Here is a 25,001-nt window from a genome sequence, read left to right on the forward strand (position 1 = left end):
GCCGGAATGTTAGCTTGCGCTGCAACCGGTCGAACCGACGTACTTGCTGCCCGTTACGCCAGCACCGAACGTGGCGGCGCACGTCCATGCTCCGTCAGCAGCACGCGTCAGGGTGATCGAAGCCGTGCTAACGGAATTCGGACCGCCTTCGATGTTGCAGGACAGAGTGCCGCTGCCGTCGGCAAGCAGGCTTGCCGCGATCGGGTTGCAGTTCACGGTCGTTTGCTTCATGCCGATCAGTGCGAGGCCTGCTGCGTCGTTCGACACCAGCTTGCTGTCATTGGCTTGCATATCCATCGCCGTCTTGCCAGCAGCGATCTCAGCGTAAGCCGCGGAGAACTTGGCCTTGGCCGTGTAGTCCTGGTATGCCGGAATGGCGACCGCTGCCAAGATACCGATGATCGCGACAACGATCATCAGTTCGATCAGGGTAAAACCGCTTTGTGCGCGTTGCTTCATGACTTGCATCGATTTCATTCTCATCTCCCTAGTGAATGCAGGCAGCAGATCTGCCATGCTTTCCAATGTGCAAGCAGTATGCCAGCCAGAAAACGCAGGCTCCACCGGGTCAGCCAAGGAAAAAGCGACGCCTTTTGTTCATCAGCTGACAAAAATTGTCATTTCTTATTTGTTTCCAGCTGTTACTGACAATAAATGTCAGTTACGTTTCGCCGGCCAGGGATGCAAGAAACGCAACTCGTCGCCCCCAACGACAATGACGTCGCCATGATACAGACGGCGGTCGTTGATCTCGGGCGCGCACCGATCTGACGGCGGTTCAGCGCCGCCGTGCGCCGAGCGCAAGTACCAGTCCGCGCCGCGACGGACAATCATGAGCATCTGTCCCGCGGCACCCACGGTGGTTATTGTTTTTACAATAGGCGTGCGCAGTCCGGCGTTTGGTCCGGTCGACACCTCGAGTATCGGCACGTCGTCGGGCGCCAGCGCGGAAACCGCGGCCACAGCATGATAAACGAGACGGTGGGTTGCCAGTTCGACCACGTCGCCGTCCTGCAGGAAGTGCTTCTTGACGGGCTGGCCGTTGACCCTGGTGCCGTTGGTGCTGTCCAGGTCTTCCAGGACCACATCGGCACCGATGCGGACAATGGCGGCATGTTCGCCGCTGACCGCCGGATCGTCGATGCGGACGTCATTGTGCGACCGCCGCCCGATGCTGAGCCGCGGCTTGTCGAGCTGGACGTCACGAGGCGCTGCGCCGGATTGAAGGACCGTGATTTTCCCCATGGCCGAGAACCTCAGGACGAGCGGCGCATCTGGCGATAGAGCCTGCCAAGGAGGCTCTCATCGCCGGCTTCCGCCTCCGCGCTGCCAGCCCTGACGAGCAGAACCGAGACGTTGTCATGCCCTCCCCGGTCGTTTGCCGCCTGCACCAACATGCTCGCGGCCGTGTCCGGTGAACGCCCGTGGGCGACAAGCAGGTGCGCGATGTCGTCGTCGGCGAGCATGTCGGTCAGGCCATCGGAGCACAGCAGGTACAGGTCGTCCGGCTGGACGACATGCTCGGTCAGGTCGGCCAGCACCTGCTCGCCGACGCCGAGGGCGCGTGTGAGCAGGTGACGTTCAGGCGAATTCGCGGCGTCGCGGGCGTCGAGCAAGCCCAGTTCGATCTGTTCCTGGACCACGGAGTGATCAGCGGTCAGCCTGGCCAGGCCGCCATTCCGCAGGCGATACAGTCGGGAGTCCCCGACATGCGCCACGAGAATGCGGCCGCGCCGGAACAAGGCGGCAACCAGTGTCGTCCCCATGCCCCGGTAGTCTGGCCGGGACTGGGCTGCCTGGAAGACTTCGTGGTTCGCGGCCTGCACCGCTTCCGACAGCAGCGCATGCACCGGCCCGTCCAGTCCCGGCAGTTTCTCGTCGAGGAGGCCGACCACGACGGCGACCGCAATGCCGCTCGCAATCTCGCCGGCGTTGTATCCGCCCATGCCGTCGGCGAGCACCGCATAGCCGAACTCCGGGCTGAAGGCGAGCGCGTCTTCATTCTGCGCGCGGATCAGCCCGGGATCGGTCCTGGAGGCGAATTCGAGTCCGGATGTGCGTTCCATGCCGCCGATTATACGATCAGGGCAAGTGCCGCGGCGCGCGACGGCGCGGGCAAAAAAAACGGGGAGCAAACGCTCCCCGCTTCTGGCCGTTCAACAGCGACCGATTACAGCATTGCCTTGAGCAGGCGCGCCATCTCGGACGGGTTCTTGGTGACCTTGATACCGCAGGCTTCCATGATTTCCAGCTTGGCCTGCGCCGTATCGGCACCGCCGGAGATCAGTGCGCCGGCGTGACCCATGCGTTTGCCGGGCGGCGCGGTGACGCCGGCGATGAAGCCGACCACCGGTTTCTTCATGTTGTCCTTGATCCATTCTGCCGCGTTGGCCTCGTCCGGACCGCCGATCTCGCCGATCATGATGACGGCATCCGTATCCGGGTCATCGTTGAACATCTTCATGACGTCGATGTGCTTGAGACCGTTGATCGGGTCGCCGCCAATGCCGACTGCCGACGACTGGCCGAGACCGAGCGCGGTCAGCTGCGCCACGGCTTCATAGGTCAGGGTGCCGGAGCGCGACACGACACCGATGCGACCCTTGCGGTGGATATGGCCCGGCATGATACCGATCTTGATTTCGTCCGGGGTGATCAGGCCGGGGCAGTTCGGGCCGAGCAGCAGGGTCTTGCTTCCTGCCTTCTTCATGCGGTCCTTCACTTCCAGCATGTCGCGGACCGGGATGCCTTCGGTGATGCAGATGGCGAGGTCAAGATCCGCTTCGACCGCTTCCCAGATCGCCGCAGCGGCGCCCGCCGGCGGCACGTAGATCACGGAGACGGTCGCGCCGGTTGCCTGCTTGGCTTCCTTGACGTTGGCGTAGATGGGAATGCCTTCGAAGTCTTCGCCGGCCTTCTTCGGGTTCACGCCGGCGACGAAGCAGTTCTTGCCGTTGGCGTAGTCGCGGCAGGCACGGGTATGGAACTGGCCGGTCTTGCCGGTGATGCCCTGGGTGATGACTTTGGTGTCTTTATTGATCAGAATCGACATTGCTTTTCCCTCGATTATTTTCCGTTGGCCGCAGCGACGACCTTCTGCGCGGCTTCTTCCATCGTGTCGGCGGAGATGATCGGCAGGCCGGAGTCGGCCAGCATCTTCTTGCCCAGGTCTTCGTTGGTGCCCTTCATGCGGACCACGAGCGGCACGCCGAGCTGCACGGCCTTCGATGCAGCGATCACGCCTTCGGCGATGACGTCGCAGCGCATGATGCCGCCGAAGATGTTGACCAGGATGGCTTTCAGGTTGGGGTTCTTCAGCATCAGCTTGAAGGCCTCGGTCACCTTCTCGGTCGTGGCACCGCCGCCGACGTCGAGGAAGTTCGCCGGCTCGCCGCCGAACAGCTTGATGGTGTCCATGGTCGCCATCGCGAGGCCGGCGCCGTTGACCAGACAGCCGATATTGCCGTCGAGGGAAATGTAGGCGAGGTCGAACTTGGAGGCTTCGATCTCGGCCGGGTCTTCCTCGTCGAGGTCGCGCATCTCGACGATTTCAGGATGGCGGAACAGCGCGTTGGAATCGAAGTTGAACTTGGCGTCGAGGGCGATCACCTTGCCGTCGCCGGTCAGGATCAGCGGATTGATTTCAGCCAGGGAAGCGTCGGTTTCCCAGTATGCCTTGTACAGGCCCTGGAGTTGTTTGCGGGCGTCGGCGATGGAGCCGGAGGGCACGCCGATCTTCGCGGCGATGGCGTCGGCGTCGGCGTCAGTCAGGCCGGTGGCCGGATCGATCACTACCTTGTGGATCAGATCGGGGTGCTTCTCGGCGACTTCCTCGATATCCATGCCGCCTTCGCTCGATGCCATCAGCACCACGCGCTGGGACAGACGGTCGGTGACCATCGACACGTAGAGCTCCTTCTTGATGTCGGCGCCTTCCTCGATCAGCAGGCGGTTGACCTTCTGGCCTTCCGGGCCGGTCTGGTGGGTCACCAGCTGCATGCCCATGATGGCGTGCGCATATTCCTTGACCTGGTCGAGCGACTTGGCGACCTTGACGCCGCCGCCCTTGCCGCGGCCGCCGGCGTGGATCTGTGCCTTGACGACCCAGACCGGACCGCCCAGGGTCTCGGCTGCCTTGACCGCCTCTTCGACGGAAAAGCACGGGATACCGCGCGGAACCGTCACCCCGAACTTGCGGAGGATCTCTTTGCCCTGATACTCATGGATTTTCATGCGAGCTTCCCTTCAGACGCTTATTGAAAAAAACAAACTTGTTTAACACTCGGTGGATTCCCGCGACGCGGCCGGCACGACCGACCAGCGCGGGTAATATCGGGCGACAGCCGGGCCGTCGGTGCGCAACGCGTGGCATCGGTCAAGCTGGAACGGCTTCTGCCCCTGTCCGTCGGCATCGGGACCGTCGCGCGTATCCAGCACTTCGCCGGCAAACGCCTGGATGGCGGCTGTCGGCAGCACCTGGGCGAGCTCGGTCAGGTGCGTACAACCCTGGATGCCCGCCAGCCTCGTCCGCACGCCGTCACGAAAACCGCGCAGCAGGTTGAGGCCGATCAGCTTGCGATAGGCCGCGCCGTTGGTGTCGCAATAGCCCGGGTAGGGGACAGCATCCGAGACCGCCTCGGCGTCAACCACATTGAGTTCGGTGTCGATCGTCAGGCGCAGCCAGAGATCGTGGATCGGGGCGCCTGCGGGACGGGTGCCAGAGGCGAGCCGGTTGTCGCGGGTCTTGATGTCGGTGATATGCGCGTCAATGTCCCACAGCCCATCGTCGCGTGCGAACGCTTGGACTTCGATGGCGCGTGTGTGCTTTAGCGCACGGCGGGATGACGGCGGAGATAGGGGCATATACACCAATGCCTGTGAAGCGGCCAGAATGAATGCCGCAATTGCGTGTCGTCGCCGCAGCTTCTACGGCAACAGCCGCTCATGCGGCGCTGCAAAAACCACGGAAGTGTAGCACATGTCGCAAGACCCGAACCAAGTTGCACGTGTCCACTTTTCCAAGGAAAGTCGGGTGGCCTGGAGCCGTAATCAAAGGACGGATGCTGACGGAACGAGGCCCGCAAGAGGGACGTGAGGCTGCACGCGCCCCCCGCAACCTGGACAAGGAAGCAGTCAGGAAGGAGGAAGCGGATACAGTAGGAAGCCATGCGAAATGATGGCTGTTTTGGGGGGACGGCTCTGTCTCTATTCTTCCGTGTCAGGTCCACTGCGCAGTGCGGCGCGGATGGCAGCCTGGGAAAAACCGCGCTGTTGCAGGAAACGCATTTGCCGGGCTCGCTCTGTTGCATCCGCCGGCGGCACGCCAAACTTCCGCCGCCAGACTTCAGCCGCACGTGCAGCTTCGCTGCCGGCCAAGTCCGACTTGATCTCACTGAGCGCGTCGGCGTCAATGCCGTGCATCTGCAACTCGGAGAGGATGCGCTGGTTACCGAACCGGGAAGCCCGACGGTGCACCAGCGATTCGGAGAAGCGGGTCTCCGACAGGAATTTGGCGGCCTCGAGTGCATCAAGCAGCGCCTCGACATCGTCACCTTCCTGGGCGTGGCGGCTAAGCTTGCGCGCCAGCTCCATGCGACTGTGCTCGCGAGCGGACAGATACTTCAGAGCCCGCGCTTTCAGACTCATTTGCAGTTTTGCCATGGTGGTCCGGCAGCGCGGGCTCCCTCACGTGAAGTAAACGTTGAAGCTGGATCTACCCGTATCGGTCGATTATTCGGCTTCTGCCACGGCGGGGGGAAGCTCCGGCACACCGAGGGAAGCGCGCACCTTGTTTTCGATCTCGCGGGCAAGCTCCGGATGCTCTTTCAGGTAGTTGCGCGCATTGTCCTTGCCCTGGCCGATGCGCTCCCCGTTATAGCTGTACCAGGCGCCGGACTTCTCGACGATCTTTGCCTCCGAACCCAGGTCGAGGATTTCGCCTTCGCGGGAGGTGCCTTCCCCGTAGAGAATATCGAAATGCGCTTCGCGGAACGGCGGCGCGACCTTGTTCTTCACGACCTTCACCTTGGTCTCGTTGCCGATCACTTCGTCACCGGATTTGATAGACCCGGTACGGCGAATATCGAGACGCACTGACGCATAGAACTTCAGTGCATTGCCGCCGGTCGTCGTTTCCGGATTGCCGAACATGACACCGATCTTCATACGGATCTGGTTAATGAAAATCACCAACGTATTGGTGCGGTTGATGCTGCCGGTAAGCTTGCGCAGCGCCTGGGACATCAGGCGGGCTTGCAGGCCGGGCAGCGAATCGCCCATATCACCTTCGATTTCGGCGCGCGGCGTCAGTGCGGCAACCGAGTCCACGACCACGAGGTCGACGCTGCCGGAACGTACCAGCGCGTCGCAGATTTCCAGTGCCTGCTCGCCGGTATCCGGCTGGGAAATCAGGAGGTCTGACAGGTTGACGCCGAGTTTCTGGGCGTAGACGACGTCAAGTGCATGCTCGGCGTCGATAAAGGCGCAGGTGCCGCCGATCTTCTGCATTTCGGCGATTGCCTGCAGGGTCAGGGTGGTTTTGCCGGAGGATTCCGGGCCGTAGATTTCGACGACGCGGCCACGGGGCAGTCCGCCGACGCCGAGCGCAATATCCAGGCCGAGCGAACCGGTCGACACAACTTGCACTTCTTCAGCAACTGCGCCGTCGACCATGCGCATCACCGCGCCCTTGCCAAACTGCTTTTCGATTTGTGCCAATGCCGCAGCGAGCGCCTTGCTCTTTTCAGGATTCTGCGCGGATTTCTTGTCGTCCATGAGGTTTCTTTCGACGGTTGGATGGATGAATCGGATACCGATTGCCCTGCATTCAGGGGATGCTTCTCACGTCACAAGCAGTACTGTATAAAAAAACAGTGGCGGGCGCAAGTGGGATTTTCGCGTCGGGCGGGATTTTGATTCCCTGCGAGGACGTGCCCGGCGCTTGCCTTGCCGGTATAAAAAAAAGGCAATAGACTAGGTCCCCTTCCCCCGACCTGTTCGACCATGCGGATCCTGCTTGCTGAAGACGATAGTGTACTAGCCGACGGACTGACGCGCTCCCTGCGGCAGTCGGGGTATGCCACCGACTGCGTCAAGAACGGACTCGAGGCGGACAGCGCCCTTTCGACCCAGGACTTCGACCTGCTGATCCTGGATCTCGGCCTGCCGAAAATGCCCGGCCTGGAGGTACTGCGACGGCTGCGGGCCCGCAACTCCAGGCTGCCGGTGCTGATCCTGACCGCGAGCGATTCGGTGGAGGAACGCGTCAAGGGGCTCGACCTCGGAGCCGACGACTACATGGCCAAACCGTTCGCCCTGTCCGAACTGGAAGCGCGGGTGCGCGCCCTCACCCGGCGCGGGGTCGGTGGCGGGCCGACGGTGATCCGCCACGGGCCACTGTCGTACGACCAGGTCGGCCGCATTGCCTACATCAGCGAGCAGATGCTCGACCTGTCTGCGCGCGAACTCGGACTGCTTGAAGTGCTCCTGCAGCGCACCGGACGGCTGGTCTCCAAGGAACAGCTGGTTGACCACCTGTGCGAATGGGGCGAAGAAGTCAGCAACAACGCCATCGAGGTGTACGTGCATCGCCTGCGCAAGAAGATCGAAGCCAGCGGCGTGCGCATCGCGACGGTCCGCGGCCTCGGCTACTGTCTCGAGAAATTCCCCGACAGCGCCGTGCCGGGTGCGTCCTAGCGCGCACCCTGCCGCATGCACCCTGTCCAATGCCGGCATACCGGTCTCCCGACATGAACGATTCCCGCGATTTCGATGCCCGCGCCGGCATCGGCGATGACGCCGATGGCGAGCCGGACGAGTACGCGGAGCGCTTTGCGACCAAACCGGAAGAGCAGATACAACGATCGCTGTTCGGGGAGATCCTGGACTGGATGCTGGTCCCCCTGCTGCTGCTGTGGCCGATGAGCATTGCGATCACCTACCTGGTGGCGAAGTCCATCGCCAACCATCCCTTTGACCGGGCGCTCGATGACAACGTGATCGTCCTGGCCCAGCAGGTGCGCGAGGTCAACGGCAAGGTGGTGTCGCAACTGTCCGGTTCAGGGCGCGACATCCTGCGCGCGGATGACATCGACAACGTCTATTTCCAGGTGGTCGGTCCGCAAGGCGAACTGATCGACGGCGATCGCGACCTGCCGGCGCCGCCGCCGGCAGAAGACAAGGTGCTGGCCGGTTCGGTACAGTTTCGCAACGATACGATGCGCGGCGCAGATATCCGCATTGCCTACACCTATGTGGACCTGCGGCGCAATCGTGGCGCGCGCGGCGCGGCGCGGGAGCCGTACACGGTGCTGGTCCAGGTCGGCGAGACGCTGGACAAGCGCGCGCACCTGGCCAACGACATCATCAAGGGCGTGATCCTGCCGCAATTCATCATCCTGCCCATTGCGCTCGCGCTGGTCTGGTTCGCCCTGTCGCGCGGCCTGTCGCCGCTTGCCGAGCTGCAGCAGCGGATACGTGCGCGCCGTCCCGACGATCTCAGCCCGATCGACTCGGGCCAGGTGCCGGAGGAAATCTCGCCGCTGGTGCGTTCGCTCAACGACATGCTCGAGCGCCTCTCCCAGAGCATCGAGATGCAGAAGCGCTTCATCGCCGATGCCGCGCACCAGATGAAGACGCCCCTGGCGGGAATGCGGATGCAGTCGGAGCTGGCGCTGCGCCAGACCAATGAAGAGGAAATCCACCGCTCGCTCGAACAGCTCTCCAAAAGCTCCCAGACCGCCACCCGGCTCGTCAATCAGCTCCTCGCGCTGGCGCGCGCGGAAAACCAGACCCCGGCAACCAAGCCCTTCGTCCCGGTGGAGCTTTCCGAGCTGGCGCGCAATGCCGTACACGACTGGGTGCAGGCGTCGTTTGCCAATCGCATCGACCTCGGTTTCGAGCAGCCGGGGTATCCAATCATGGTCAGCGGCAATCCGGTGATGTTGCGCGAGATGCTGAGCAACCTGATCGACAACGCATTGCGCTACACGCCTGCGGAGGGCAGCGTCACGGTGCGGGTGCGCGCCAATGCGCCGGACGGGCTCGCGATCCTGGAGGTGGAGGACACCGGGCCCGGCATTCCGATGGCGGAACGCGGGCACGTCTTCGAGCGCTTCTACCGCATCCTGGGCAGCCACGCCGAAGGCAGCGGGCTCGGCCTGTCCATCGTGCGCGAGATCGCGCAACAGCATGACGCCACCATCGACATCTTCAGCAATCCGCACAGCCACGATCCAAAGCTGCCGGGCTGCCTGTTCCGGGTCACGCTGCGGATGGAGCAGCGCCCGGAATTCATCGAGGACATCGGCTGATGAACAAGCAGTCCCCGCTTACCCGGGCCGAGTACTGGCGGCGCGCGCGCCGCCTTACCGCCACCCTCGTGACGCTCTGGTTCATGCTCACGTTCGGCACCATGTTCTTTGCGCGGGAACTGTCCACGCTGACCCTGTTCGGCTGGCCCTTCTCGTTCTACATGGCCGGCCAGGGGCTCACGCTTTGCTATCTCGTCATCGTCGCCGTGTACATCAAGCGCATGCAGAGCCTCGACAAAAAACTGAAAAAAGAGCCGGCCAATGGCAGATAAGATATTTCGTCGCAAGCTGGTCACCTACTATGGCTGGTACACCGCCGGCTTCGGGGTCTTTCTGGCGGCGCTCGCGATCCTCGAGAAGGAAGGCATACCGCGCGCGTGGATCGGGTACATGTTCATGTTCTCGACCATCGTCCTCTACGCCGGCATCGGCGTGCTGAGCCGGACTTCCGACGTCTCCGAATACTACGTTGCCGGCCGCCGGGTGCCGGCATTGTTCAACGGTGCGGCGACCGCGGCGGACTGGATGTCGGCCGCCAGCTTCATCAGCCTGGCCGGCGGCCTGTACGTGATGGGCTTCGACGGTCTGGCTTACATCATCGGCTGGACCGGCGGCTACTGCCTGGTGGCGCTGCTCATCGCCCCCTACCTGAACAAGTTCGGCCAGTACACGATTCCCGATTTCCTCGCCGCCCGCTATGCCGGTCGCTATGGCGGCAATGTCGTACGCGTGCTGGGGGTTGCGGCGACCGTCCTCGTGTCTTTCACCTACGTGGTCGCGCAGATCTATGGCGTCGGCCTGATCACCTCGCGCTTTACCGGCGTGGATTTTTCAGTCGGCATCTTCCTCGGGCTGGCCAGCATCCTGGTCTGTTCCTTCCTCGGCGGCATGCGCGCCATCACCTGGACCCAGGTGGCGCAGTACATCATCATCATCATCGCCTACATGATCCCGGTGACGTGGCTGTCGGTAAAGCATACCAACATCCCGGTGCCGCAGCTTGCCTACGGCACCGCCCTGTCGAAACTGAGCGAGCGCGAGAAGGAGCTGAACAATGATCTGATGGAACAGCAGGTGCGCGCGATCTTCCGGCAGCGGGCGGACGAGTACGAAGCGAAGCTGCAGGCGCTGCCGAAATCCTGGGATGAGGGCCTGACCGAGATGCAGCGCGAGGTGGACGACCTCAAGCGGAGCAACGCAACCCTGATCGAGATCAAGGCGGCGAGCCGGGCGCTGGCGGCCTACCCGAAGGATGTCGCCGAGGCGCGGCGCAAGTGGGCGGAAGCGCGCAACTACAATCTCGCGCGGTCCGAGCCGGTGGTTGCGCACGAGGCCCCCTTCCCGGGCAAGACCCAGGAGGCATCGGATGCCAAGCGCAACAACTTTCTTGCGCTGGTGCTGTGCCTGATGATGGGCACCGCCGCGCTGCCGCACATCCTAGTCCGCTTCTATACGACACCCTCGGTGCGGGAAGCCCGGCGCTCGGTATTCTGGTCGCTGTTCTTCATCATGCTGCTGTACATCACGGTGCCGGCGCTGGCGGTACTCGTGAAATACGACATCTACACCTCGCTGGTCGGCACGTCGTTCTCAAAGCTGCCGTCCTGGGTGTCCTACTGGGCCAGCATCGACAAGCTCAACCCGCTGGTCGCCATCACCGACCTGAACAAGGACGGTATCGTGCAGCTCGCCGAGATCGTGATGGACGGCGACATCGTGGTGCTGGCAACGCCGGAGATCGCCGGCCTGCCCTACGTGATCTCCGGCCTGGTCGCGGCGGGCGGCCTGGCAGCAGCGCTGTCCACCGCCGACGGCCTGCTGCTCACGATCTCGAATGCGCTGTCGCACGACATCTACTACAAGACGGTCGACCCGAGCGCCTCGACCCAGAAGCGGGTGACAATCTCCAAGCTGCTGCTGCTGGTGGTGGCGCTGGTCGCCGCATACGCCGCATCCCTGAAACCGGGCGACATCCTGTCCATGGTCGGCGCGGCATTCTCGCTGGCCTCGTCCACCCTGTTCCCCGCCCTCGTTCTGGGCGTTTTCTGGAAACGGGCGAACCAGCAAGGTGCAATCGCCGGAATGCTTGTCGGCTTCGCCGTCTGCATCTACTACATGATGTGCACCTATCCGGCGCTCGGCGGATCGCCGCTCAACCAGTGGCTGGACATTGCCCCCATTTCGGCAGGCGTATTCGGGGTGCCAGCGGGCTTCCTCGCAATCGCCGTGGTCAGCCTGATGACCGCAGCGCCGGGCCGCCATACCGCCGCACTGGTCGATCACATACGGAGTCCGTGACAGATCAATGCTGACTGGCACGTTTCTTGTTACAAGATGGTGCACGGAGTCCGGCGCCTGCCGGGACCGAAGAACGATATCAAATCATGTCCAACTTCTTTGACGAGATGTATGCCGACGGCGACGGCGTGGTTCGCCCGCACTACCGGGAATTCGAAGCATGGCTGGCGGAACAGCCGCCCGAGCTGATCGCGCGCAAGCGGACGGAATCCGACCTGATCTTCCGTCGTGTAGGAATTACGTTCGCAGTCTATGGCAACGATGCCGGCACCGAGCGCCTGATCCCCTTCGACATCATTCCCCGCATCCTGCCGGCGCAGGAATGGGCGCAACTGGAAGCGGGACTGGTGCAGCGCGTCAAGGCACTGAACATGTTCATTCATGACATCTATCATGAGCAGAACATCGTCAAGGCGGGCGTGATACCGGCCGAGCAGATTTTCCGCAACGCGCAGTACCGGCCCGAGATGCAGGGTATCTCGGTCGCGTCGGACATCTATGCCCACATTGCCGGGGTCGACATCGTCCGGGCGGGAGAAGGCGAGTTCTACGTACTGGAAGACAACCTGCGGGTACCCTCCGGCGTGTCATACATGCTCGAGGACCGCAAGATGATGATGCGGCTGTTCCCGGAACTGTTCGCCCGGTACAAGGTGGCGCCGGTCGCCCACTATCCCGACATGTTGCTGGACAACCTGCGTTCGGTCGCGCCGGTCGGCGTGGACGACCCGACCGTCGTCGTGATGACCCCGGGCATGTACAACTCTGCCTATTTCGAACATGCGTTCCTCGCGCAGCAGATGGGCGTCGAACTGGTGGAGGGCCAGGATCTCTTTGTGAGTGACAACGCGGTCTTCATGCGCACCACGCGCGGCCCCAAGCGGGTGGACGTGATCTACCGCCGCATCGACGACGACTTCCTCGATCCGCTGGCATTCCGGCCGGACTCGTCGCTCGGCGTCCCGGGCCTGCTCTCGGTTTACCGGGCCGGCCGGGTGACGCTGGCCAACGCCATCGGCACCGGTGTCGCCGACGACAAGTCGATCTATCCGCACGTGCCGAACATGATCGAGTTCTACCTCTCGGAGCGTCCGATCCTGAATAATGTGCCCACCTACCAGTGCCGGCGCAAGGAAGACCTCGACTACACGCTGGCCAACCTGCCGCAGCTGGTGGTCAAGGAGGTGCACGGGGCCGGCGGCTACGGCATGCTGGTCGGCCCGGCGGCGACCGCCGCCGAAATCGCGTCCTTCCGCCAGCGCTTGCTAGCGCGGCCGGAAGGCTACATCGCGCAGCCGACGCTGGCGCTGTCGGCCTGCCCGACGTATGTCGAGTCGGGCATCGCGCCGCGGCACATCGACCTGCGTCCTTTCGTGCTGTCCGGGAAGACCATTTCCATGGTCAAGGGCGGATTGACGCGTGTCGCGCTCAAGGAAGGTTCGTTGGTCGTGAACTCCTCGCAGGGCGGCGGCACCAAGGACACCTGGGTACTGGAGAAATGACATGCTGAGCCGTACTGCCGATCACTTGTTCTGGATGGCGCGCTATACCGAGCGCGCGGAAAATACCGCCCGCATGCTGGACGTCAACGTGCAGACCGCGTTGCTGCCACAGTCGGCCCACGCCGCGGAGCAAGGCTGGCGCGCCATGCTGGGCATTTCGGAACTGCTGGAAGCGTTCGACCAGAAGTACGGCCTGATGACGGCCCGGGACGTGCTGGACTTCATGGTGCGCGATCCCCACAACCCGTCCTCGATCGCCTCCTGCCTGACCCAGGCGCGCGAAAACGCGCGGGCGGTGCGCGGCGCGCTCACGACGGAGGTCTGGGAAACCCAGAACCTGACCTGGCTCGACATGCAGGCCAAGTTGAAGGGCAACCTGCTGGAGCGCGATCCCAGCCAGTTCTTCGAATGGGTCAAGTACCGGTCGCACCTGTCGCGCGGCGTCACCATCGGCACCATGCTCAAGGACGAGGCCTTCCATTTCATCCGGCTCGGCACCTTCCTCGAGCGGGCCGACAACACCGCCCGCATCCTCGACGTAAAATTCCACGGCGCAAACGGCAACGAGGGGGCCGAGATCTACCCGGACGACGACGTGCAGCTCGATTTTTATTACTGGGCAGCGATTCTGCGCTCGGTGTCGGCGTTCGAAATCTATCGCAAGGTTTACCGCGACGTGATCACGCCGGAACGGGTCGCCGAGCTCCTGATCCTGCGATCGGACATGCCGCGCTCGCTGCTCGCCTGCATCGAGGAGGTGGTCGGCAACCTGCAGCAGGTGCGCAATGACGTGTCCGCCGACACCGAGCGTTTCGCCGGGCGCCTGCACGCGGAGCTGAAGTTTGCGAACATCGACGAGATTCTGCGGGACGGTCTGCACGATTACCTGACACAATTCCTGGAACGCATCTACGAACTCGGGAACCGGGTCAGTCGCGATTTCCTGGTCCCGCTGGCGGCATAGGCAAAGGCATCCCATGCGAATGACCATCACACACTCGACCGTGTACCGCTACACCGCACCGCTGACCTACACGATCCAGCAGCTGCGCCTGACGCCGCGCACCGAACCGTACCAGCGCGTCCTGTCCTGGCAGATCGTTTCACCCGGCCAGCGGCATGCCGTGCGTGACGCCTATTGCAATGACAGTCACATGATGACGCTCACTGGCTTGCACCAGGAGGTCCGCATCGTCGCTTCCGGCGTGGTCGAGGTGAATCCGCCGGACGACGGCCGCATCGCGGATCCCGGCCATCTTTCGCCACTTGTCTTCACGGTGCCGACCCGCCTCACCGAGCCTGACGACGCGGTGGCGGAGTTCGCGCGGCGTCACCTTCAGCCCGGGGCCGGCACCAGGCAGTTTCTTGCGCTGGCCGAGGCCCTGTCCGGCACCGTTGCCTACCAGTCGGGCGCAACTGCCGTGACGACCACCGCGGCCGATGCCCTGCGTCTCGGCCAGGGCGTCTGCCAGGACCATGCGCACCTGTTCCTGGCCTGCTGCCACGTCCTCGGCATGCCTGCCCGATATGTTTCCGGCTACATCGATTCCGGCGACACGCCGCATGCGGCCAGCCATGCCTGGGTTGACGCGTGGGTCGAGGAACCCGGCTTCAGCGGATGGGTCAGCATTGATGTCACCCACTCCCGCCTTGCCGACGACAGCCTGTGCCGCCTCGCGGTCGGTCGGGACTATGATTCGGCGGCGCCGATCCGCGGCGTACGGCGGGGCGGCGGGCAGGAATCGCTTGAAGTGAACGTTGATGTGACGCGGTGAACACACCGATCCTTCTTTCTCTTAAGAATCTGCGGCATCGGGTAGAATCGGCCTTTTATCCCCCTGTATCGCGAACATGACTTACTGTGTCGCCATGCGCGTCGACAGCGGCCTGGTGTTCCTGTCGGACTCCCGCACCAATGCCGGCGTGGACCAGGTGAGCACCTTCCGGAAAATGACGGTCTTCGAGAATCCCGGGGACCGCATGATGGTGCTGATGACAGCCGGCAACCTGGCGATCTCGCAGTCGGTCCGGCAGATCATCAGCGAGCGGGCCGGCGAAGACGGCCGCAGCATCTGGACCGTGCAGTCCATGTACGAGGCCGCCCAGATCGTGGGCGATGCCGTCCGCGCAGTGTACGAGCGCGATGCCAAGGCCTTGCGCGAGTTCGGCATCGATTTCAACGTCAGCATCATCTTTGGCGGCCAGATCGGCGGCGAGCGTTGCCGGCTGTTCCAGGTGTACGCGGCCGGCAATTTCATCGAATCGCACAACGAGAACATCTACTTCCAGATCGGCGAAGCCAAGTACGGCAAGCCAATCATCGACCGGGTCCTGACCTCCGCCACGCCGCTCAACGAAGCGGCAAAATGCGCGCTGGTGTCGATGGATTCAACCTTGCGCTCCAACATCTCCTGCGGATTCCCGCTCGACCTGCTCATCTATGAAACCGACAAGCTGGCGGTGAGCCGTTTTGTCAACATCGACGAGAAGAACCAGTATTTCCAGATGATCCGGAATACCTGGGGACAGCAGCTGAAGCGCATCTTCGAAGGCATTGCCGATCCGGTCTGGAACGCCGCTCCCGACGTCGAGGCCAGCGCCCAGGCCGTCTCCTCCGGCCGCGCCCAGCCTTTGCGGGTTGCGCCGCCGTCCGGCGTCGCCGCCCCGCAGGCCCAACCCGCACCGCTGCAGACACTGGCACAGCAGCACCCCGACCGCCAGCAGCACTAAAGAAAAACGGCTGCACATCGCAGCCGTTTTCCGAAGCGTGCGGCCCTGCCGCCCTGCGCGTCAGGGGTCAGAGGACGATCGTCTGGGCCTCGCCCGCCTGGCGTTCGCGGATCTCGCCGATGCGGCTGACGGTTTCGCCGGCAGCCTGCAGCTGCGCGACGGCGGCGTCGGCATGCTCCTTCGCGACGATCACCACCATGCCGATGCCGCAGTTGAACACGCGGTGCATCTCCGCGTCGGCAACGCCGCCGTGCTGCTGCAGCCAGGTGAACAGCGGCGGCATCCGCCATGCATCCCGGTGCAGTACCGCGGTCAGCTTGTCGCCGAGCACCCGCGGCACGTTCTCGACCAGTCCACCGCCGGTGATGTGGGCCATGCCCTTCACCTCCATCGCGTTCATCAGGGCCAGCAGCGGCTTGACATAGATATGGGTCGGTTCCATCAGGACGTCGGCCAGGCGGCGGCCGTGAAAATCGGCGTTCAGGTCAGGCCGCGCGACTGAAAGGATCTTGCGAACCAGCGAATAGCCGTTCGAGTGCGCGCCGGACGATGCGAGGCCAAGCACCGCGTCGCCCGGGACGATCTTGCTGCCGTCAATGATCTTCGACTTCTCCACGGCGCCGACTGCGAAGCCGGCCAGGTCGTACTCGCCATCGGGATACATGCCCGGCATCTCCGCCGTCTCGCCGCCGATCAGCGCGCATCCCGCCTGCTCGCAGCCGGCCGCAATCCCCTTGATCACGTCGGTGGCGGAAGCCACGTCGAGCTTGCCGCAGGCAAAATAATCGAGGAAGAACAGCGGCTCCGCGCCCTGCACCAGAATGTCGTTGACGCTCATCGCCACCAGGTCGATGCCGACCGTGTCATGCCGGTTCAGGTCGAATGCCAGTTTCAGCTTGGTGCCCACGCCGTCCGTGCCCGACACCAGAACCGGCTCCTTGTATTTTTTGCCAATCTCGAACAGGGCGCCGAAACCGCCGATGCCCCCCATGACGCCTTCGCGCATCGTGCGCTTGGCAAAGGGCTTGATCGCTTCGACCAGGGCGTCCCCGGCATCGATGTCGACACCGGCGTCACGGTAGGAAAGGGAAACGTTGGATGAGGAACTCATGATAAGAAATAGGGGCAGAGGCGGTAAAATAGGCGTTTGGAGCCAAAATCCGGCGGCCAAACCGCTATTTTAACAAACCGATCCGTTCCGCTTCCCGGCACATGCCATTTTCTTTTTCAAGCAAGCAAACCCAGGCCGCCGGCCGGCCGGGAACCTCCCGTGGCGAGCAGGCACGGTCGGAGCGCCGTCTTTCCGGTCACTCATGAGGCAACTTGTGCTCGACCTGGGCGCGGCCAAGCCGCGGACCCTGGCAAATTTCATCGTCGGACAGAACCGGGAGCTGCTGCAGCTGCTGCAAGCCTACCAGCCGCCGCCCCGTGCGCCACGCGAACCCTTCATCTACCTCTGGGGGGAAGGCGGCGCGGGCAAGTCCCATCTGCTCCACGCGCTGGCCGGCGAGCGCAGCCGATATGTGCCTGCCGGGTGCGGCGAGGATGCGTATCGCTACCGGGATGACACGCACCTTTACCTGGTGGACGACTGCCAGCGGCTGGCCCCCGCCGAACAGGTTGCCGTCTTCGCGCTGTTCAACCAGATCCGCGAGAACGGCGGCTGCATGATCAGCGCCGGCGACAGCGCACCGGCCGGACTCGCATTGCGGGAGGACTTGCGCACGCGCCTTGGATGGGGCCTGGTCTACCAGGTCCACGGCCTGAGCGACGACGAGAAGATCGCTGCGCTGACGCAGGCCGCGGAGGCGCGCGGAATCAGCCTCTCGCCCGGCGTGTTACCCTATCTGATCACCCATTTTCGCCGCGACATGCCCTCGCTGACCGCGATGCTGGACGCGCTCGACAAGTATTCGCTGGAGACGCAGCGGCCGATCACGCTGCCACTGCTGCGCAGCCTGCTGCAACTCGAAGGTGAACCGAAACCGCAATGAACCTGGCCCTATTCGACCTCGACCATACCCTGATACCGCTGGACTCCGACTATGAGTGGGGGCAGTTCCTGGTCCGCATCGGCGCGGTCGACGCGGAAGACTTCGCCCGCCGCAACGCCGCCTTCTATGCGCAATACGAGGCGGGCACCCTCGACCCGGTGGAATACCTGGAATTCGCCCTCGGCACGCTGGCCCGCTTCCCGCGCGCCCAACTGGATGCCTGGCATGCGCAGTTCATGGAGGAAGTGATCACGCCGGCACTGCGCCCCGCCGCGCTCGACCTGGTCAGGCGCCACCAGGACACCGACGACCTGGTGGCGATCATCACCGCCACCAATCGCTTCGTCACCGCGCCCATCGCAAAGGCGCTCGGCGTGGACCACCTGATCGCCGCCGAACCCGAACTCGACGAGCGGGGCGAGATTACCGGCAAGCTGCGCGGCCTGCCGACTTCCGGCGCGGGCAAGGTGGTCCATGCCGGCGCCTGGCTGAAGGCGCACGGCAAGACGTTGGGCGATTTCCAGCGCAGCACCTTCTACAGCGACTCCCAGAACGACATTCCGCTGCTCTCCGCGGTCACGCATCCCGTTGCAACCAACCCGAACGCCCTGCTCAAGGCGCACGCGCAAGCCCACGGCTGGCCCATCCTGAACCTGTTCGAATGATCAAGAAATTCATCAAGCGCATCTTCGGCGGCAAAGAAGCCGAAACCATCCCCGTCGGACCAGTCACGCTCGGTCCGCAAGAACATCGCATCAACCCGCAACTGGTGTCGCCGAACGCGGTGCGCGTGACGCAGACGCTGCAGGATGCGGGATTCAAGGCCTTCGTCGTCGGCGGCGCGGTGCGCGACCTGCTGCTCGGCGTAAAGCCCAAGGATTTCGACGTCGCCACCAATGCCACGCCCGAGCAGGTGAAACGCCTGTTCCGCCGCGCCTTCATCATCGGCCGCCGCTTCCAGATCGTGCACGTCGTGTTCGGCCAGGAGATCATCGAAGTGACCACCTTTCGCGGCGCCTCGGCCGAGAGCGCCCCCAAGGATGAGCACGGCCGTGTCCTGCGCGACAACACCTTCGGCGAGCAGCACGAGGATGCGGTACGCCGCGACTTCACCATCAACGCGATGTACTACGATCCTGCCTCGCAAGTGGTGCTCGACTACCACGACGGCATCGCCGACATCCGCAACAAGACCTTGCGCGTCATCGGCGTGCCGGAAGCACGCTACCGTGAAGACCCGGTCCGCCTGTTGCGCGTGGTGCGCTTCGCGGCAAAGCTCGGCTTCAGCATCGACCCGGCCACGCGCGAACCGATCCAGGTCATGGCGCCCCTGATCAACAACGTGCCGGCCGCCCGCGTATTCGACGAGATGCTCAAGCTGCTGATGAGCGGCCATGCACTGGCCTGCCTGCAGCAGTTGCGCAAGGAGGGACTGCACCACGGCCTGCTGCCCCTGCTCGACGTCGTGCTGGAGCAACCGCTGGGCGAGAAGTTCGTCACGCTGGCGCTTGCCGGCACCGATCAGCGCGTGCGCGAAGGCAAGGGCGTGTCGCCCGGCTTCCTGTTCGCCGCCCTGCTCTGGCACCAGGTACTGGAAAAATGGCATGCGTACCAGGCTGCGGGCGAATTCCCGATCCCCGCCCTGCACCTGGCCGCCGACGACGTGCTCAATACGCAGACCGAGAAGCTTGCCCTGCAGCGCAAGATCACCACCGACATGCGCGACATCTGGGCCATGCAGCCGCGCTTCGAACGCCGCAGCGGCAAATCCCCGTACAAGCTGATCGAGCATCCACGGATGCGCGCCGGCTACGACTTCCTGATGCTGCGCTGCGCCTCGGGAGAACTGGACCAGGAACTGGGTGACTGGTGGACCGATTTCATCGCCGCCGATGGCCCGGAACGCGAAGTGCTGCTGGCGCGCAAACCCAAGGGCGACGGCGATGCCGCGCCGGCGAAGAAGCGCCGGCGCCGTGCCGGCCGCAACAAGCGCAAGGGGCCGGCCGAGGAAGGCGCGCCGACCGAGAACCCGACATGACCGGCGCGCGGGTGACATGCCATATCGGCGTCGGCGCGAACCTGGGCAACCCAGCGGTAACGGTGAAGCAGGCTGTCGAACGTCTCGCCATCCTGCCCGATACCACCCTGTCTGCCAGCTCCAGCCTGTTCCGCACCGCGCCCGTCGATGCCGGCGGCGGTGACTACGTCAATGCGGTGGCAAGGATCGAGACCGGCCTTGCGCCCGCCGCCCTGCTCGCATCGCTGCAGCAGATCGAACGGGATTTCGGGCGTGAACGCAGCTTCCGCAACGCGCCCCGCACGCTCGATCTCGACATCCTGCTGTACGGCGGGCAGAAGCTGGCGGACGCCGACCTCACCGTGCCGCATCCGCGCATGCACGAGCGGGCCTTCGTGCTGATTCCGCTGCTGCAACTGGATCCGTTCATCGACATTCCCGGGCGCGGCCCGGCCCATGCCTTCGCCCCCGGCGTCGCCGGCCAGGCCATCCACAAGTTGTAATCCATGCAGATACCCGTCATTGCGCAGACCGTCGGCCTGCTGGTCATGTCGAACGTATTCATGACCATCGCCTGGTACGGCCACCTGAAGAACCTCGCCTCGAAGCCCTGGTGGATCGCCGCGTTCATCAGCTGGAGCATCGCGCTCTTCGAATACCTGCTGCAGGTGCCCGCCAACCGCATCGGCTACACCCAGCTCAGCCTGGCCCAGCTGAAGATCCTGCAGGAGGCGATCACGCTGACGGTCTTCGTTCCGTTTGCCATGCTGTACATGGACCAGCCGTTCAAGCTGGATTACGTCTGGGCCGCCCTGTGCCTCGTGGGCGCCGTCTACTTCATCTTCCGCGCATGAACCTGCACCGTTTCCGTTACGTCGTGGTGGAAGGGCCGATCGGGGCGGGCAAGACCACCCTCGCCCGGCGGCTGTCGGAGAGCCTGCAGGCCAGTCCGCTGTTCGAGCTTCCGCAGGAGAATCCCTTCCTCGAAAAGTTCTACCGGGACCCATCGCGCTACGCACTGCAGACCCAGATGTTCTTCCTGTTCCAGCGCATGGGACAGTTGCGCGACATGGCGCAGACGGACATGTTCAACACCCGCGTCGTGTCGGATTTCCTGATGGAGAAGGATCCGATCTTCGCCCGGGTCACGCTGGGAGACGAGGAATTCAAGTTGTACCAGCAGTTGTACGACCACCTGCGCCCGCAGGCGCCGGCACCGGATCTCGTGATCTACCTGCAGGCGCAGCCGGAGACGCTGGTGGACCGCGTCCGGAAGCGCGGCATCGCGATGGAAGCCGGCATCTCGGAGCAGTACCTCTACCGGCTGTCTGAAAGTTACAGCCGTTTCTTTTATCATTACGACGCCGCGCCGCTGCTGACGGTGAATACCGAACACCTGAATCCGGTCGACCGCGACGAGGATTTCCAACTGCTGCTCAAGCACATCGAGAACATGCGCGGCAAGCGGGAATATTTCAATCTGGGGGAATGAACATGGCGGGATATTTGCAGGATGCCGAGTCGCCGGTCCGCAGCAAGGCGGTGACCGTGCCCGCGCTGCAGGCAATGCGCACGAACGGCGAGAAGATCGCGATGCTGACCGCCTACGACTCCAGTTTCGCCGCATTGATGGATCGCTGCGGCGTGGACGTCCTGCTGGTCGGCGACTCCCTCGGCAATGTCTGCCAGGGTCATAGCTCGACGCTGCCCGTCACCCTGGCCGACATCGCCTATCACACCGCCTGCGTGGCGCGGGGCAACCAGACCGCCCTGCTGGTGGCGGACATGCCCTTCGGCACCTACGCGACGCCGGAGTCAGCCTTCGACAACGGCGTGAAGCTGATGCAGGCCGGGGCGCAAATGGTCAAGATCGAGGGCGGGGCATGGCTGGCCGACACGGTCCGCTTCCTCACCGAGCGCGCGGTCCCGGTGTGCGCTCACCTCGGCCTGACGCCGCAGTCGGTGCACCAGCTGGGCGGTTTCAAGGTCCAGGGCAAGACCACCGAAGCGGCAGACCGCCTCAAGGCCGATGCACTGGCGCTGCAGGCCGCCGGCGCGGCCATCCTGGTCCTGGAAGCCATCCCCAGTGCGCTCGGCAAGGAAGTCACCGACTTGCTCGCCATCCCGACCATCGGCATCGGCGCCGGCCCCGACTGCTCCGGCCAGGTGCTGGTCATGCACGACATGCTCGGCGTTTTCCCCGGCAGGAAGGCGCGTTTCGTGAAGAACTTCATGGAAGGCCAGACGAGCATCGAAGCCGCAGTGCGCGCCTACATCGGGGCGGTGAAGGACAAGTCCTTCCCGGCGGCGGAACACTGCTTCTGATCTCGCGGGCAGGAAGAAAAAAGGGGCGCATCGGCGCCCCTTTTCATTCGTAGGCGGCGAGGCTTAGCGGCAGCTTCTCGGCCAGTTCCTGCTGACTGCCGACGGTGAGGCCGAGATCCCGCAGGTGCCCGTCCTTCAAACCGTAGATCCAGCTATGAATCGTCAGCGATTGTCCCCGCTCCCAGGCATCCTGCACGATCGTCGTCTGGCACACATTCCCCACCTGTTCCAGCACATTGAGTTCGCACAGCCGATCCTGCCTTTCGGCGGTCGGCAAGGCCTCGCCGAGGTAGCGTTCATGCTTCTGGTGGACGTCCTGCACATGGCGCAGCCAGTTGTCGGCGAGGCCGACACGGCGCCGGGCCATCGCCGCATGGACGCCCGAGCAGCCGTAGTGACCGCAGACGATGACATGCTTGACGCCCAGGACATCAATGGCGAACTGCAGCACGGACAGGCAGTTCAGGTCGGTATGCACCACGACGTTGGCGATATTCCGGTGGACGAACAGCTCGCCTGGCTGCAGACCGACAATCTCGTTTGCCGGCACGCGGCTGTCGGCGCATCCTATCCACAGGTATTCGGGTGACTGCTGTCCCGCGAGGCGCTTGAAGAAGTCGGCGTCCTGCGAGACCCGGGCTTCTGCCCAGTTGCGGTTTTTCAAAAACAGGTGTTCCAGTTCGCGGCTATCGTTGCTGGCGTTGTTCATTCTCGGGGATTTGCTGTGAGGTCGTCACGCCCCGGCGCAGCCGTCGGCCACGCGCGGGGAGCGGCGCCGGCGGGTGCCGGGCAACCCGGATTATACCGTTGCCAAGAACGCCGCTCCACGTGCGGCAGCAGGTTCAGGAGTTGTTCCTGGCCCGCGCGTCTTCCACGGGTTCGCCTAGCATGGCCGGCTTGAGCTTGCTGTCGACCGGCTTCTCGCCCAGCCAGATCTTCAGGATGGCATTGTAGAACGCCGCGTCGGGAAGGACATCGGCCACCCTCTTGCCATTCAGGTGGATCACGGTGCCGGAGCCCGGTACCCAGTCCGTTGTCAGGACATCGCCCTTCTTCAGCTCCGGAATGGAAGCGAAGATTTCCCCGAACTTCTGCAACTGGGCGACCAGCTTCACGGTATCCGCGCGGTCGCTGTTCTGGGTGATGCCGCTCATGAAGCCACGCCCGAACTCCTCGTTGCTGACGTCGCGCAGCATCACGATGGTCACTCTCTTCGCGCCCGGCGCGGACAGTACGGCCGGCACCGTGGTCTTCTTTTCCGCCAGGTAGAGTCCCGCGACATACACCTTGAAAATCGCCTTGTAGCGGATGCCTGCGCCATTCAGCCTGAGCTCCTGGTTGGCAACGCGCACGCTGTCGTCGAGCTTGACGCCGGCCACTTCGGCTGCCTGCGCGTGGCCGCAAACCAGGGCGAAAGCAGCAGCAATCCCGGCGATGCGGCGGTATCCAGGAACGGTCGTTCTCATGCCCATGTCTCCTCCCGATGTTGTTATTGGAATAGTAAAAACGAGCGTTGAATTATCGACAAAAAAGCTAGAGCGACAAGTCTAAACGCGATGCCGCGTCGCAATAAAAAAGCCGCCGGCTGACGACCGGCGGCTTTCATGTCCAGGCGAATCCGCTTACTCGAAGAATTCCTTCACCTTGTCGCGCCATGACTTGCTCTGTGGGCTGTGCTTGGAGCCACCGGCGGTGGTGAGCTGTTCGAATTCCTGCAGCAGCTCCTTCTGCCGCTCGGTCAGCTTGACCGGCGTCTCGACGAGTACGTGGCAGAACAGGTCCCCGGCATAACCGGAGCGCACGCCCTTGATCCCCTTGCCACGCAGGCGGAAGGTCTTGCCGGACTGTGTCCCTTCCGGCAGCGTGAAGGACGCCTTGCCGTTCAGGGTCGGCACTTCGACTTCACCGCCAAGGGCGGCCTTGGCGAAGGACACCGGGATTTCACAGTGCAGGTCGTCGCCATCGCGCTGGAATACCGGATGCGGCTTGATCCGGATCTCGACATAAAGGTCGCCGGGGGGACCGCCATTCATGCCGGGTTCGCCATTGCCGGAGGAGCGGATGCGCATGCCGTCGTCGATGCCGGCCGGGATCTTCACTTCCAGCGTCTTGTTGCGCTTGAGGCGACCCGCACCGCTGCAGGTCGAGCACGGGGTCGGAATGATCTTCCCTGTCCCGTGGCATTTCGGGCAGGTCTGCTGGATGCTGAAGAAACCCTGCTGCATGCGCACCTGGCCCTGGCCCGCGCAAGTCGGGCAGGTGGTCGGCGATGTCCCCGGCTTCGCGCCCGAGCCATGGCAGGTATCGCACTCGTCCCAGGACGGGACGCGGATCGTGGTGTCGTATCCGTGCGCTGCCTGTTCCAGCGAGATCTCGAGGTTGTAGCGCAAGTCGGCGCCGCGGTACACCTGCGGGCCGCCGCTGCGGCCGCGGCCGCCCTGGCCGAAGATGTCGCCGAAGATATCGCCGAAGGCGTCGCCAAAGCCGCCGAATCCGGGGCCGCCGGCGCCCGCGCCCATGTTCGGGTCCACCCCGGCATGGCCGTAGCGGTCGTAGGCGTCACGCTTGCCCGGATCGGACAGCATCTCGTAAGCCTCCTTGGCTTCCTTGAAGCTCTCCTCGGCCGCCTTGCTGTCCGGATTGCGGTCCGGATGGTATTTCATCGCGAGCTTACGGTACGCCTTCTTGATCTCTTCATCGGAGGCGTTCTTCGCTACACCCAGCACTTCGTAGTAATCACGCTTTGCCATATTGTCGGCACCTTCTGTTGACACGAAAACGCCGAGCCGAGGATCGCAATACGATCGCTACGACTCGGCGGTGC

Annotated in this window: 27 protein-coding genes; 15 read left to right on the forward strand and 12 right to left on the reverse strand. The window is 63.6% G+C overall.

What is annotated here, in order from left to right; translation table 11 throughout:
- Nucleotides 1–9: 9 nt before the first annotated feature.
- The 8 genes from VIM12_RS10135 to recA all read right to left on the reverse strand — a co-directional run bounded on the left by VIM12_RS10135 (nt 10) and on the right by recA (nt 6,774).
- Complete coding sequence (locus VIM12_RS10135; protein ID WP_331941498.1) at nt 10–477, reverse strand: pilin; 468 nt, start codon at nt 475–477, stop codon at nt 10–12.
- A gap of 180 nt (nt 478–657) precedes the next feature.
- Nucleotides 658–1,245 (reverse strand): FHA domain-containing protein, encoded by a 588-nt coding sequence (locus VIM12_RS10140; protein ID WP_331941499.1) that lies wholly within the window; start codon nt 1,243–1,245, stop codon nt 658–660.
- Between the two features lie 11 nt (nt 1,246–1,256).
- Nucleotides 1,257–2,066 (reverse strand): Stp1/IreP family PP2C-type Ser/Thr phosphatase, encoded by an 810-nt coding sequence (locus VIM12_RS10145; protein ID WP_331941500.1) that lies wholly within the window; start codon nt 2,064–2,066, stop codon nt 1,257–1,259.
- A 104-nt stretch (nt 2,067–2,170) separates the two neighbouring features.
- Nucleotides 2,171–3,052 (reverse strand): succinate--CoA ligase subunit alpha, encoded by an 882-nt coding sequence (sucD, locus tag VIM12_RS10150; RefSeq protein WP_331941501.1) that lies wholly within the window; start codon nt 3,050–3,052, stop codon nt 2,171–2,173.
- Between the two features lie 14 nt (nt 3,053–3,066).
- Complete coding sequence (gene sucC / locus VIM12_RS10155) at nt 3,067–4,233, reverse strand: ADP-forming succinate--CoA ligase subunit beta (RefSeq protein ID WP_331941502.1); 1,167 nt, start codon at nt 4,231–4,233, stop codon at nt 3,067–3,069.
- Between the two features lie 42 nt (nt 4,234–4,275).
- Entirely contained in the window at nt 4,276–4,863 is a 588-nt protein-coding gene (locus VIM12_RS10160) for a DUF2889 domain-containing protein (protein WP_331941503.1), read from the reverse strand.
- 342 nt (nt 4,864–5,205) lie between these two features.
- On the reverse strand, nt 5,206–5,661 hold the full coding sequence (recX, locus tag VIM12_RS10165; protein WP_331941504.1) for a recombination regulator RecX: 456 nt from the start codon (nt 5,659–5,661) through the stop codon (nt 5,206–5,208).
- Between the two features lie 69 nt (nt 5,662–5,730).
- Nucleotides 5,731–6,774 carry a recombinase RecA gene (gene recA / locus VIM12_RS10170; RefSeq protein ID WP_331941505.1) on the reverse strand — a complete coding sequence of 348 codons (1,044 nt, stop codon included), beginning with the start codon at nt 6,772–6,774 and terminating at the stop codon, nt 5,731–5,733.
- 228 nt (nt 6,775–7,002) lie between these two features.
- Between recA and VIM12_RS10175 the strand changes: the two genes are divergently transcribed.
- The 8 genes from VIM12_RS10175 (at nt 7,003) to VIM12_RS10210 (ending at nt 15,841) form a co-directional block, all read left to right on the forward strand.
- Entirely contained in the window at nt 7,003–7,695 is a 693-nt protein-coding gene (locus VIM12_RS10175; RefSeq protein ID WP_331941507.1) for a response regulator transcription factor, read from the forward strand.
- A gap of 53 nt (nt 7,696–7,748) precedes the next feature.
- Nucleotides 7,749–9,311: a sensor histidine kinase gene (locus VIM12_RS10180; RefSeq protein ID WP_331941508.1), complete on the forward strand. Its 1,563-nt coding sequence runs from the start codon at nt 7,749–7,751 to the stop codon at nt 9,309–9,311.
- Entirely contained in the window at nt 9,311–9,583 is a 273-nt protein-coding gene (locus VIM12_RS10185) for a DUF4212 domain-containing protein (RefSeq protein WP_331941509.1), read from the forward strand. Before VIM12_RS10180 ends, VIM12_RS10185 begins: the two co-directional genes overlap by 1 nt.
- On the forward strand, nt 9,573–11,609 hold the full coding sequence (locus VIM12_RS10190) for a sodium:solute symporter family protein (RefSeq protein ID WP_331941510.1): 2,037 nt from the start codon (nt 9,573–9,575) through the stop codon (nt 11,607–11,609). Before VIM12_RS10185 ends, VIM12_RS10190 begins: the two co-directional genes overlap by 11 nt.
- Nucleotides 11,610–11,695: 86 nt before the next feature.
- Entirely contained in the window at nt 11,696–13,111 is a 1,416-nt protein-coding gene (locus VIM12_RS10195; RefSeq protein WP_331941511.1) for a circularly permuted type 2 ATP-grasp protein, read from the forward strand.
- Nucleotide 13,112: 1 nt separating this feature from the next.
- Nucleotides 13,113–14,075 carry an alpha-E domain-containing protein gene (locus VIM12_RS10200; protein WP_331941512.1) on the forward strand — a complete coding sequence of 321 codons (963 nt, stop codon included), beginning with the start codon at nt 13,113–13,115 and terminating at the stop codon, nt 14,073–14,075.
- Nucleotides 14,076–14,088: 13 nt separating this feature from the next.
- Complete coding sequence (locus VIM12_RS10205; RefSeq protein WP_331941513.1) at nt 14,089–14,886, forward strand: transglutaminase family protein; 798 nt, start codon at nt 14,089–14,091, stop codon at nt 14,884–14,886.
- A gap of 76 nt (nt 14,887–14,962) precedes the next feature.
- Entirely contained in the window at nt 14,963–15,841 is an 879-nt protein-coding gene (locus VIM12_RS10210) for a peptidase (RefSeq protein ID WP_331941514.1), read from the forward strand.
- A 67-nt stretch (nt 15,842–15,908) separates the two neighbouring features.
- Here VIM12_RS10210 and purM read toward each other — a convergent pair whose 3' ends face one another.
- Nucleotides 15,909–16,952 (reverse strand): phosphoribosylformylglycinamidine cyclo-ligase, encoded by a 1,044-nt coding sequence (purM, locus tag VIM12_RS10215; RefSeq protein ID WP_331941515.1) that lies wholly within the window; start codon nt 16,950–16,952, stop codon nt 15,909–15,911.
- A 202-nt stretch (nt 16,953–17,154) separates the two neighbouring features.
- Here purM and hda point away from each other — a divergent pair, with 202 nt between their 5' ends.
- From hda to panB, 7 genes are read left to right on the forward strand one after another with little or no spacing between them, the layout of a single operon-like run.
- Nucleotides 17,155–17,835 (forward strand): DnaA regulatory inactivator Hda, encoded by a 681-nt coding sequence (gene hda / locus VIM12_RS10220; RefSeq protein WP_331941516.1) that lies wholly within the window; start codon nt 17,155–17,157, stop codon nt 17,833–17,835.
- On the forward strand, nt 17,832–18,500 hold the full coding sequence (locus VIM12_RS10225) for an HAD family hydrolase (protein WP_331941517.1): 669 nt from the start codon (nt 17,832–17,834) through the stop codon (nt 18,498–18,500). Before hda ends, VIM12_RS10225 begins: the two co-directional genes overlap by 4 nt.
- Nucleotides 18,497–19,873 carry a polynucleotide adenylyltransferase PcnB gene (gene pcnB, locus VIM12_RS10230; protein ID WP_331941518.1) on the forward strand — a complete coding sequence of 459 codons (1,377 nt, stop codon included), beginning with the start codon at nt 18,497–18,499 and terminating at the stop codon, nt 19,871–19,873. Before VIM12_RS10225 ends, pcnB begins: the two co-directional genes overlap by 4 nt.
- Nucleotides 19,870–20,355 (forward strand): 2-amino-4-hydroxy-6-hydroxymethyldihydropteridine diphosphokinase, encoded by a 486-nt coding sequence (gene folK, locus VIM12_RS10235; RefSeq protein WP_331941519.1) that lies wholly within the window; start codon nt 19,870–19,872, stop codon nt 20,353–20,355. Before pcnB ends, folK begins: the two co-directional genes overlap by 4 nt.
- Nucleotides 20,356–20,358: 3 nt before the next feature.
- A complete protein-coding gene (locus VIM12_RS10240; protein ID WP_331941520.1) occupies nt 20,359–20,706 on the forward strand; it encodes a DMT family protein in 348 nt (115 codons plus the stop codon).
- Nucleotides 20,703–21,344, forward strand: coding sequence for a deoxynucleoside kinase (locus tag VIM12_RS10245; protein ID WP_331941521.1), 642 nt, complete (start codon nt 20,703–20,705; stop codon nt 21,342–21,344). The genes VIM12_RS10240 and VIM12_RS10245 overlap by 4 nt, the downstream gene beginning before the upstream one ends.
- A gap of 2 nt (nt 21,345–21,346) precedes the next feature.
- A complete protein-coding gene (gene panB / locus VIM12_RS10250) occupies nt 21,347–22,177 on the forward strand; it encodes a 3-methyl-2-oxobutanoate hydroxymethyltransferase (RefSeq protein ID WP_331941522.1) in 831 nt (276 codons plus the stop codon).
- 43 nt (nt 22,178–22,220) lie between these two features.
- On the opposite strand, the gene can is transcribed toward panB, so the two are convergent.
- The 3 genes from can to dnaJ all read right to left on the reverse strand — a co-directional run bounded on the left by can (nt 22,221) and on the right by dnaJ (nt 24,927).
- Complete coding sequence (gene can, locus VIM12_RS10255; protein ID WP_331941523.1) at nt 22,221–22,886, reverse strand: carbonate dehydratase; 666 nt, start codon at nt 22,884–22,886, stop codon at nt 22,221–22,223.
- A 133-nt stretch (nt 22,887–23,019) separates the two neighbouring features.
- A complete protein-coding gene (locus VIM12_RS10260; RefSeq protein ID WP_331941524.1) occupies nt 23,020–23,643 on the reverse strand; it encodes a chalcone isomerase family protein in 624 nt (207 codons plus the stop codon).
- 156 nt (nt 23,644–23,799) lie between these two features.
- Entirely contained in the window at nt 23,800–24,927 is a 1,128-nt protein-coding gene (gene dnaJ / locus VIM12_RS10265; protein WP_331941525.1) for a molecular chaperone DnaJ, read from the reverse strand.
- Nucleotides 24,928–25,001 lie beyond the last annotated feature (74 nt).

It is taken from the genome of Noviherbaspirillum sp., from assembly GCF_036563305.1.
Classification (GTDB): domain Bacteria; phylum Pseudomonadota; class Gammaproteobacteria; order Burkholderiales; family Burkholderiaceae_D; genus Noviherbaspirillum.

Coding starts and splice junctions, on each gene's coding strand:
- VIM12_RS10135 (WP_331941498.1), bottom strand. CDS start 477: ATGAAATCGATGCAAGTCATGAAGCAACGCGCACAAAGCGGTTTTACC.
- VIM12_RS10140 (WP_331941499.1), bottom strand. CDS start 1,245: ATGGGGAAAATCACGGTCCTTCAATCCGGCGCAGCGCCTCGTGACGTC.
- VIM12_RS10145 (WP_331941500.1), bottom strand. CDS start 2,066: ATGGAACGCACATCCGGACTCGAATTCGCCTCCAGGACCGATCCCGGG.
- sucD (WP_331941501.1), bottom strand. CDS start 3,052: ATGTCGATTCTGATCAATAAAGACACCAAAGTCATCACCCAGGGCATC.
- sucC (WP_331941502.1), bottom strand. CDS start 4,233: ATGAAAATCCATGAGTATCAGGGCAAAGAGATCCTCCGCAAGTTCGGG.
- VIM12_RS10160 (WP_331941503.1), bottom strand. CDS start 4,863: ATGCCCCTATCTCCGCCGTCATCCCGCCGTGCGCTAAAGCACACACGC.
- recX (WP_331941504.1), bottom strand. CDS start 5,661: ATGGCAAAACTGCAAATGAGTCTGAAAGCGCGGGCTCTGAAGTATCTG.
- recA (WP_331941505.1), bottom strand. CDS start 6,774: ATGGACGACAAGAAATCCGCGCAGAATCCTGAAAAGAGCAAGGCGCTC.
- VIM12_RS10175 (WP_331941507.1), top strand. CDS start 7,003: ATGCGGATCCTGCTTGCTGAAGACGATAGTGTACTAGCCGACGGACTG.
- VIM12_RS10180 (WP_331941508.1), top strand. CDS start 7,749: ATGAACGATTCCCGCGATTTCGATGCCCGCGCCGGCATCGGCGATGAC.
- VIM12_RS10185 (WP_331941509.1), top strand. CDS start 9,311: ATGAACAAGCAGTCCCCGCTTACCCGGGCCGAGTACTGGCGGCGCGCG.
- VIM12_RS10190 (WP_331941510.1), top strand. CDS start 9,573: ATGGCAGATAAGATATTTCGTCGCAAGCTGGTCACCTACTATGGCTGG.
- VIM12_RS10195 (WP_331941511.1), top strand. CDS start 11,696: ATGTCCAACTTCTTTGACGAGATGTATGCCGACGGCGACGGCGTGGTT.
- VIM12_RS10200 (WP_331941512.1), top strand. CDS start 13,113: ATGCTGAGCCGTACTGCCGATCACTTGTTCTGGATGGCGCGCTATACC.
- VIM12_RS10205 (WP_331941513.1), top strand. CDS start 14,089: ATGCGAATGACCATCACACACTCGACCGTGTACCGCTACACCGCACCG.
- VIM12_RS10210 (WP_331941514.1), top strand. CDS start 14,963: ATGACTTACTGTGTCGCCATGCGCGTCGACAGCGGCCTGGTGTTCCTG.
- purM (WP_331941515.1), bottom strand. CDS start 16,952: ATGAGTTCCTCATCCAACGTTTCCCTTTCCTACCGTGACGCCGGTGTC.
- hda (WP_331941516.1), top strand. CDS start 17,155: ATGAGGCAACTTGTGCTCGACCTGGGCGCGGCCAAGCCGCGGACCCTG.
- VIM12_RS10225 (WP_331941517.1), top strand. CDS start 17,832: ATGAACCTGGCCCTATTCGACCTCGACCATACCCTGATACCGCTGGAC.
- pcnB (WP_331941518.1), top strand. CDS start 18,497: ATGATCAAGAAATTCATCAAGCGCATCTTCGGCGGCAAAGAAGCCGAA.
- folK (WP_331941519.1), top strand. CDS start 19,870: ATGACCGGCGCGCGGGTGACATGCCATATCGGCGTCGGCGCGAACCTG.
- VIM12_RS10240 (WP_331941520.1), top strand. CDS start 20,359: ATGCAGATACCCGTCATTGCGCAGACCGTCGGCCTGCTGGTCATGTCG.
- VIM12_RS10245 (WP_331941521.1), top strand. CDS start 20,703: ATGAACCTGCACCGTTTCCGTTACGTCGTGGTGGAAGGGCCGATCGGG.
- panB (WP_331941522.1), top strand. CDS start 21,347: ATGGCGGGATATTTGCAGGATGCCGAGTCGCCGGTCCGCAGCAAGGCG.
- can (WP_331941523.1), bottom strand. CDS start 22,886: ATGAACAACGCCAGCAACGATAGCCGCGAACTGGAACACCTGTTTTTG.
- VIM12_RS10260 (WP_331941524.1), bottom strand. CDS start 23,643: ATGAGAACGACCGTTCCTGGATACCGCCGCATCGCCGGGATTGCTGCT.
- dnaJ (WP_331941525.1), bottom strand. CDS start 24,927: ATGGCAAAGCGTGATTACTACGAAGTGCTGGGTGTAGCGAAGAACGCC.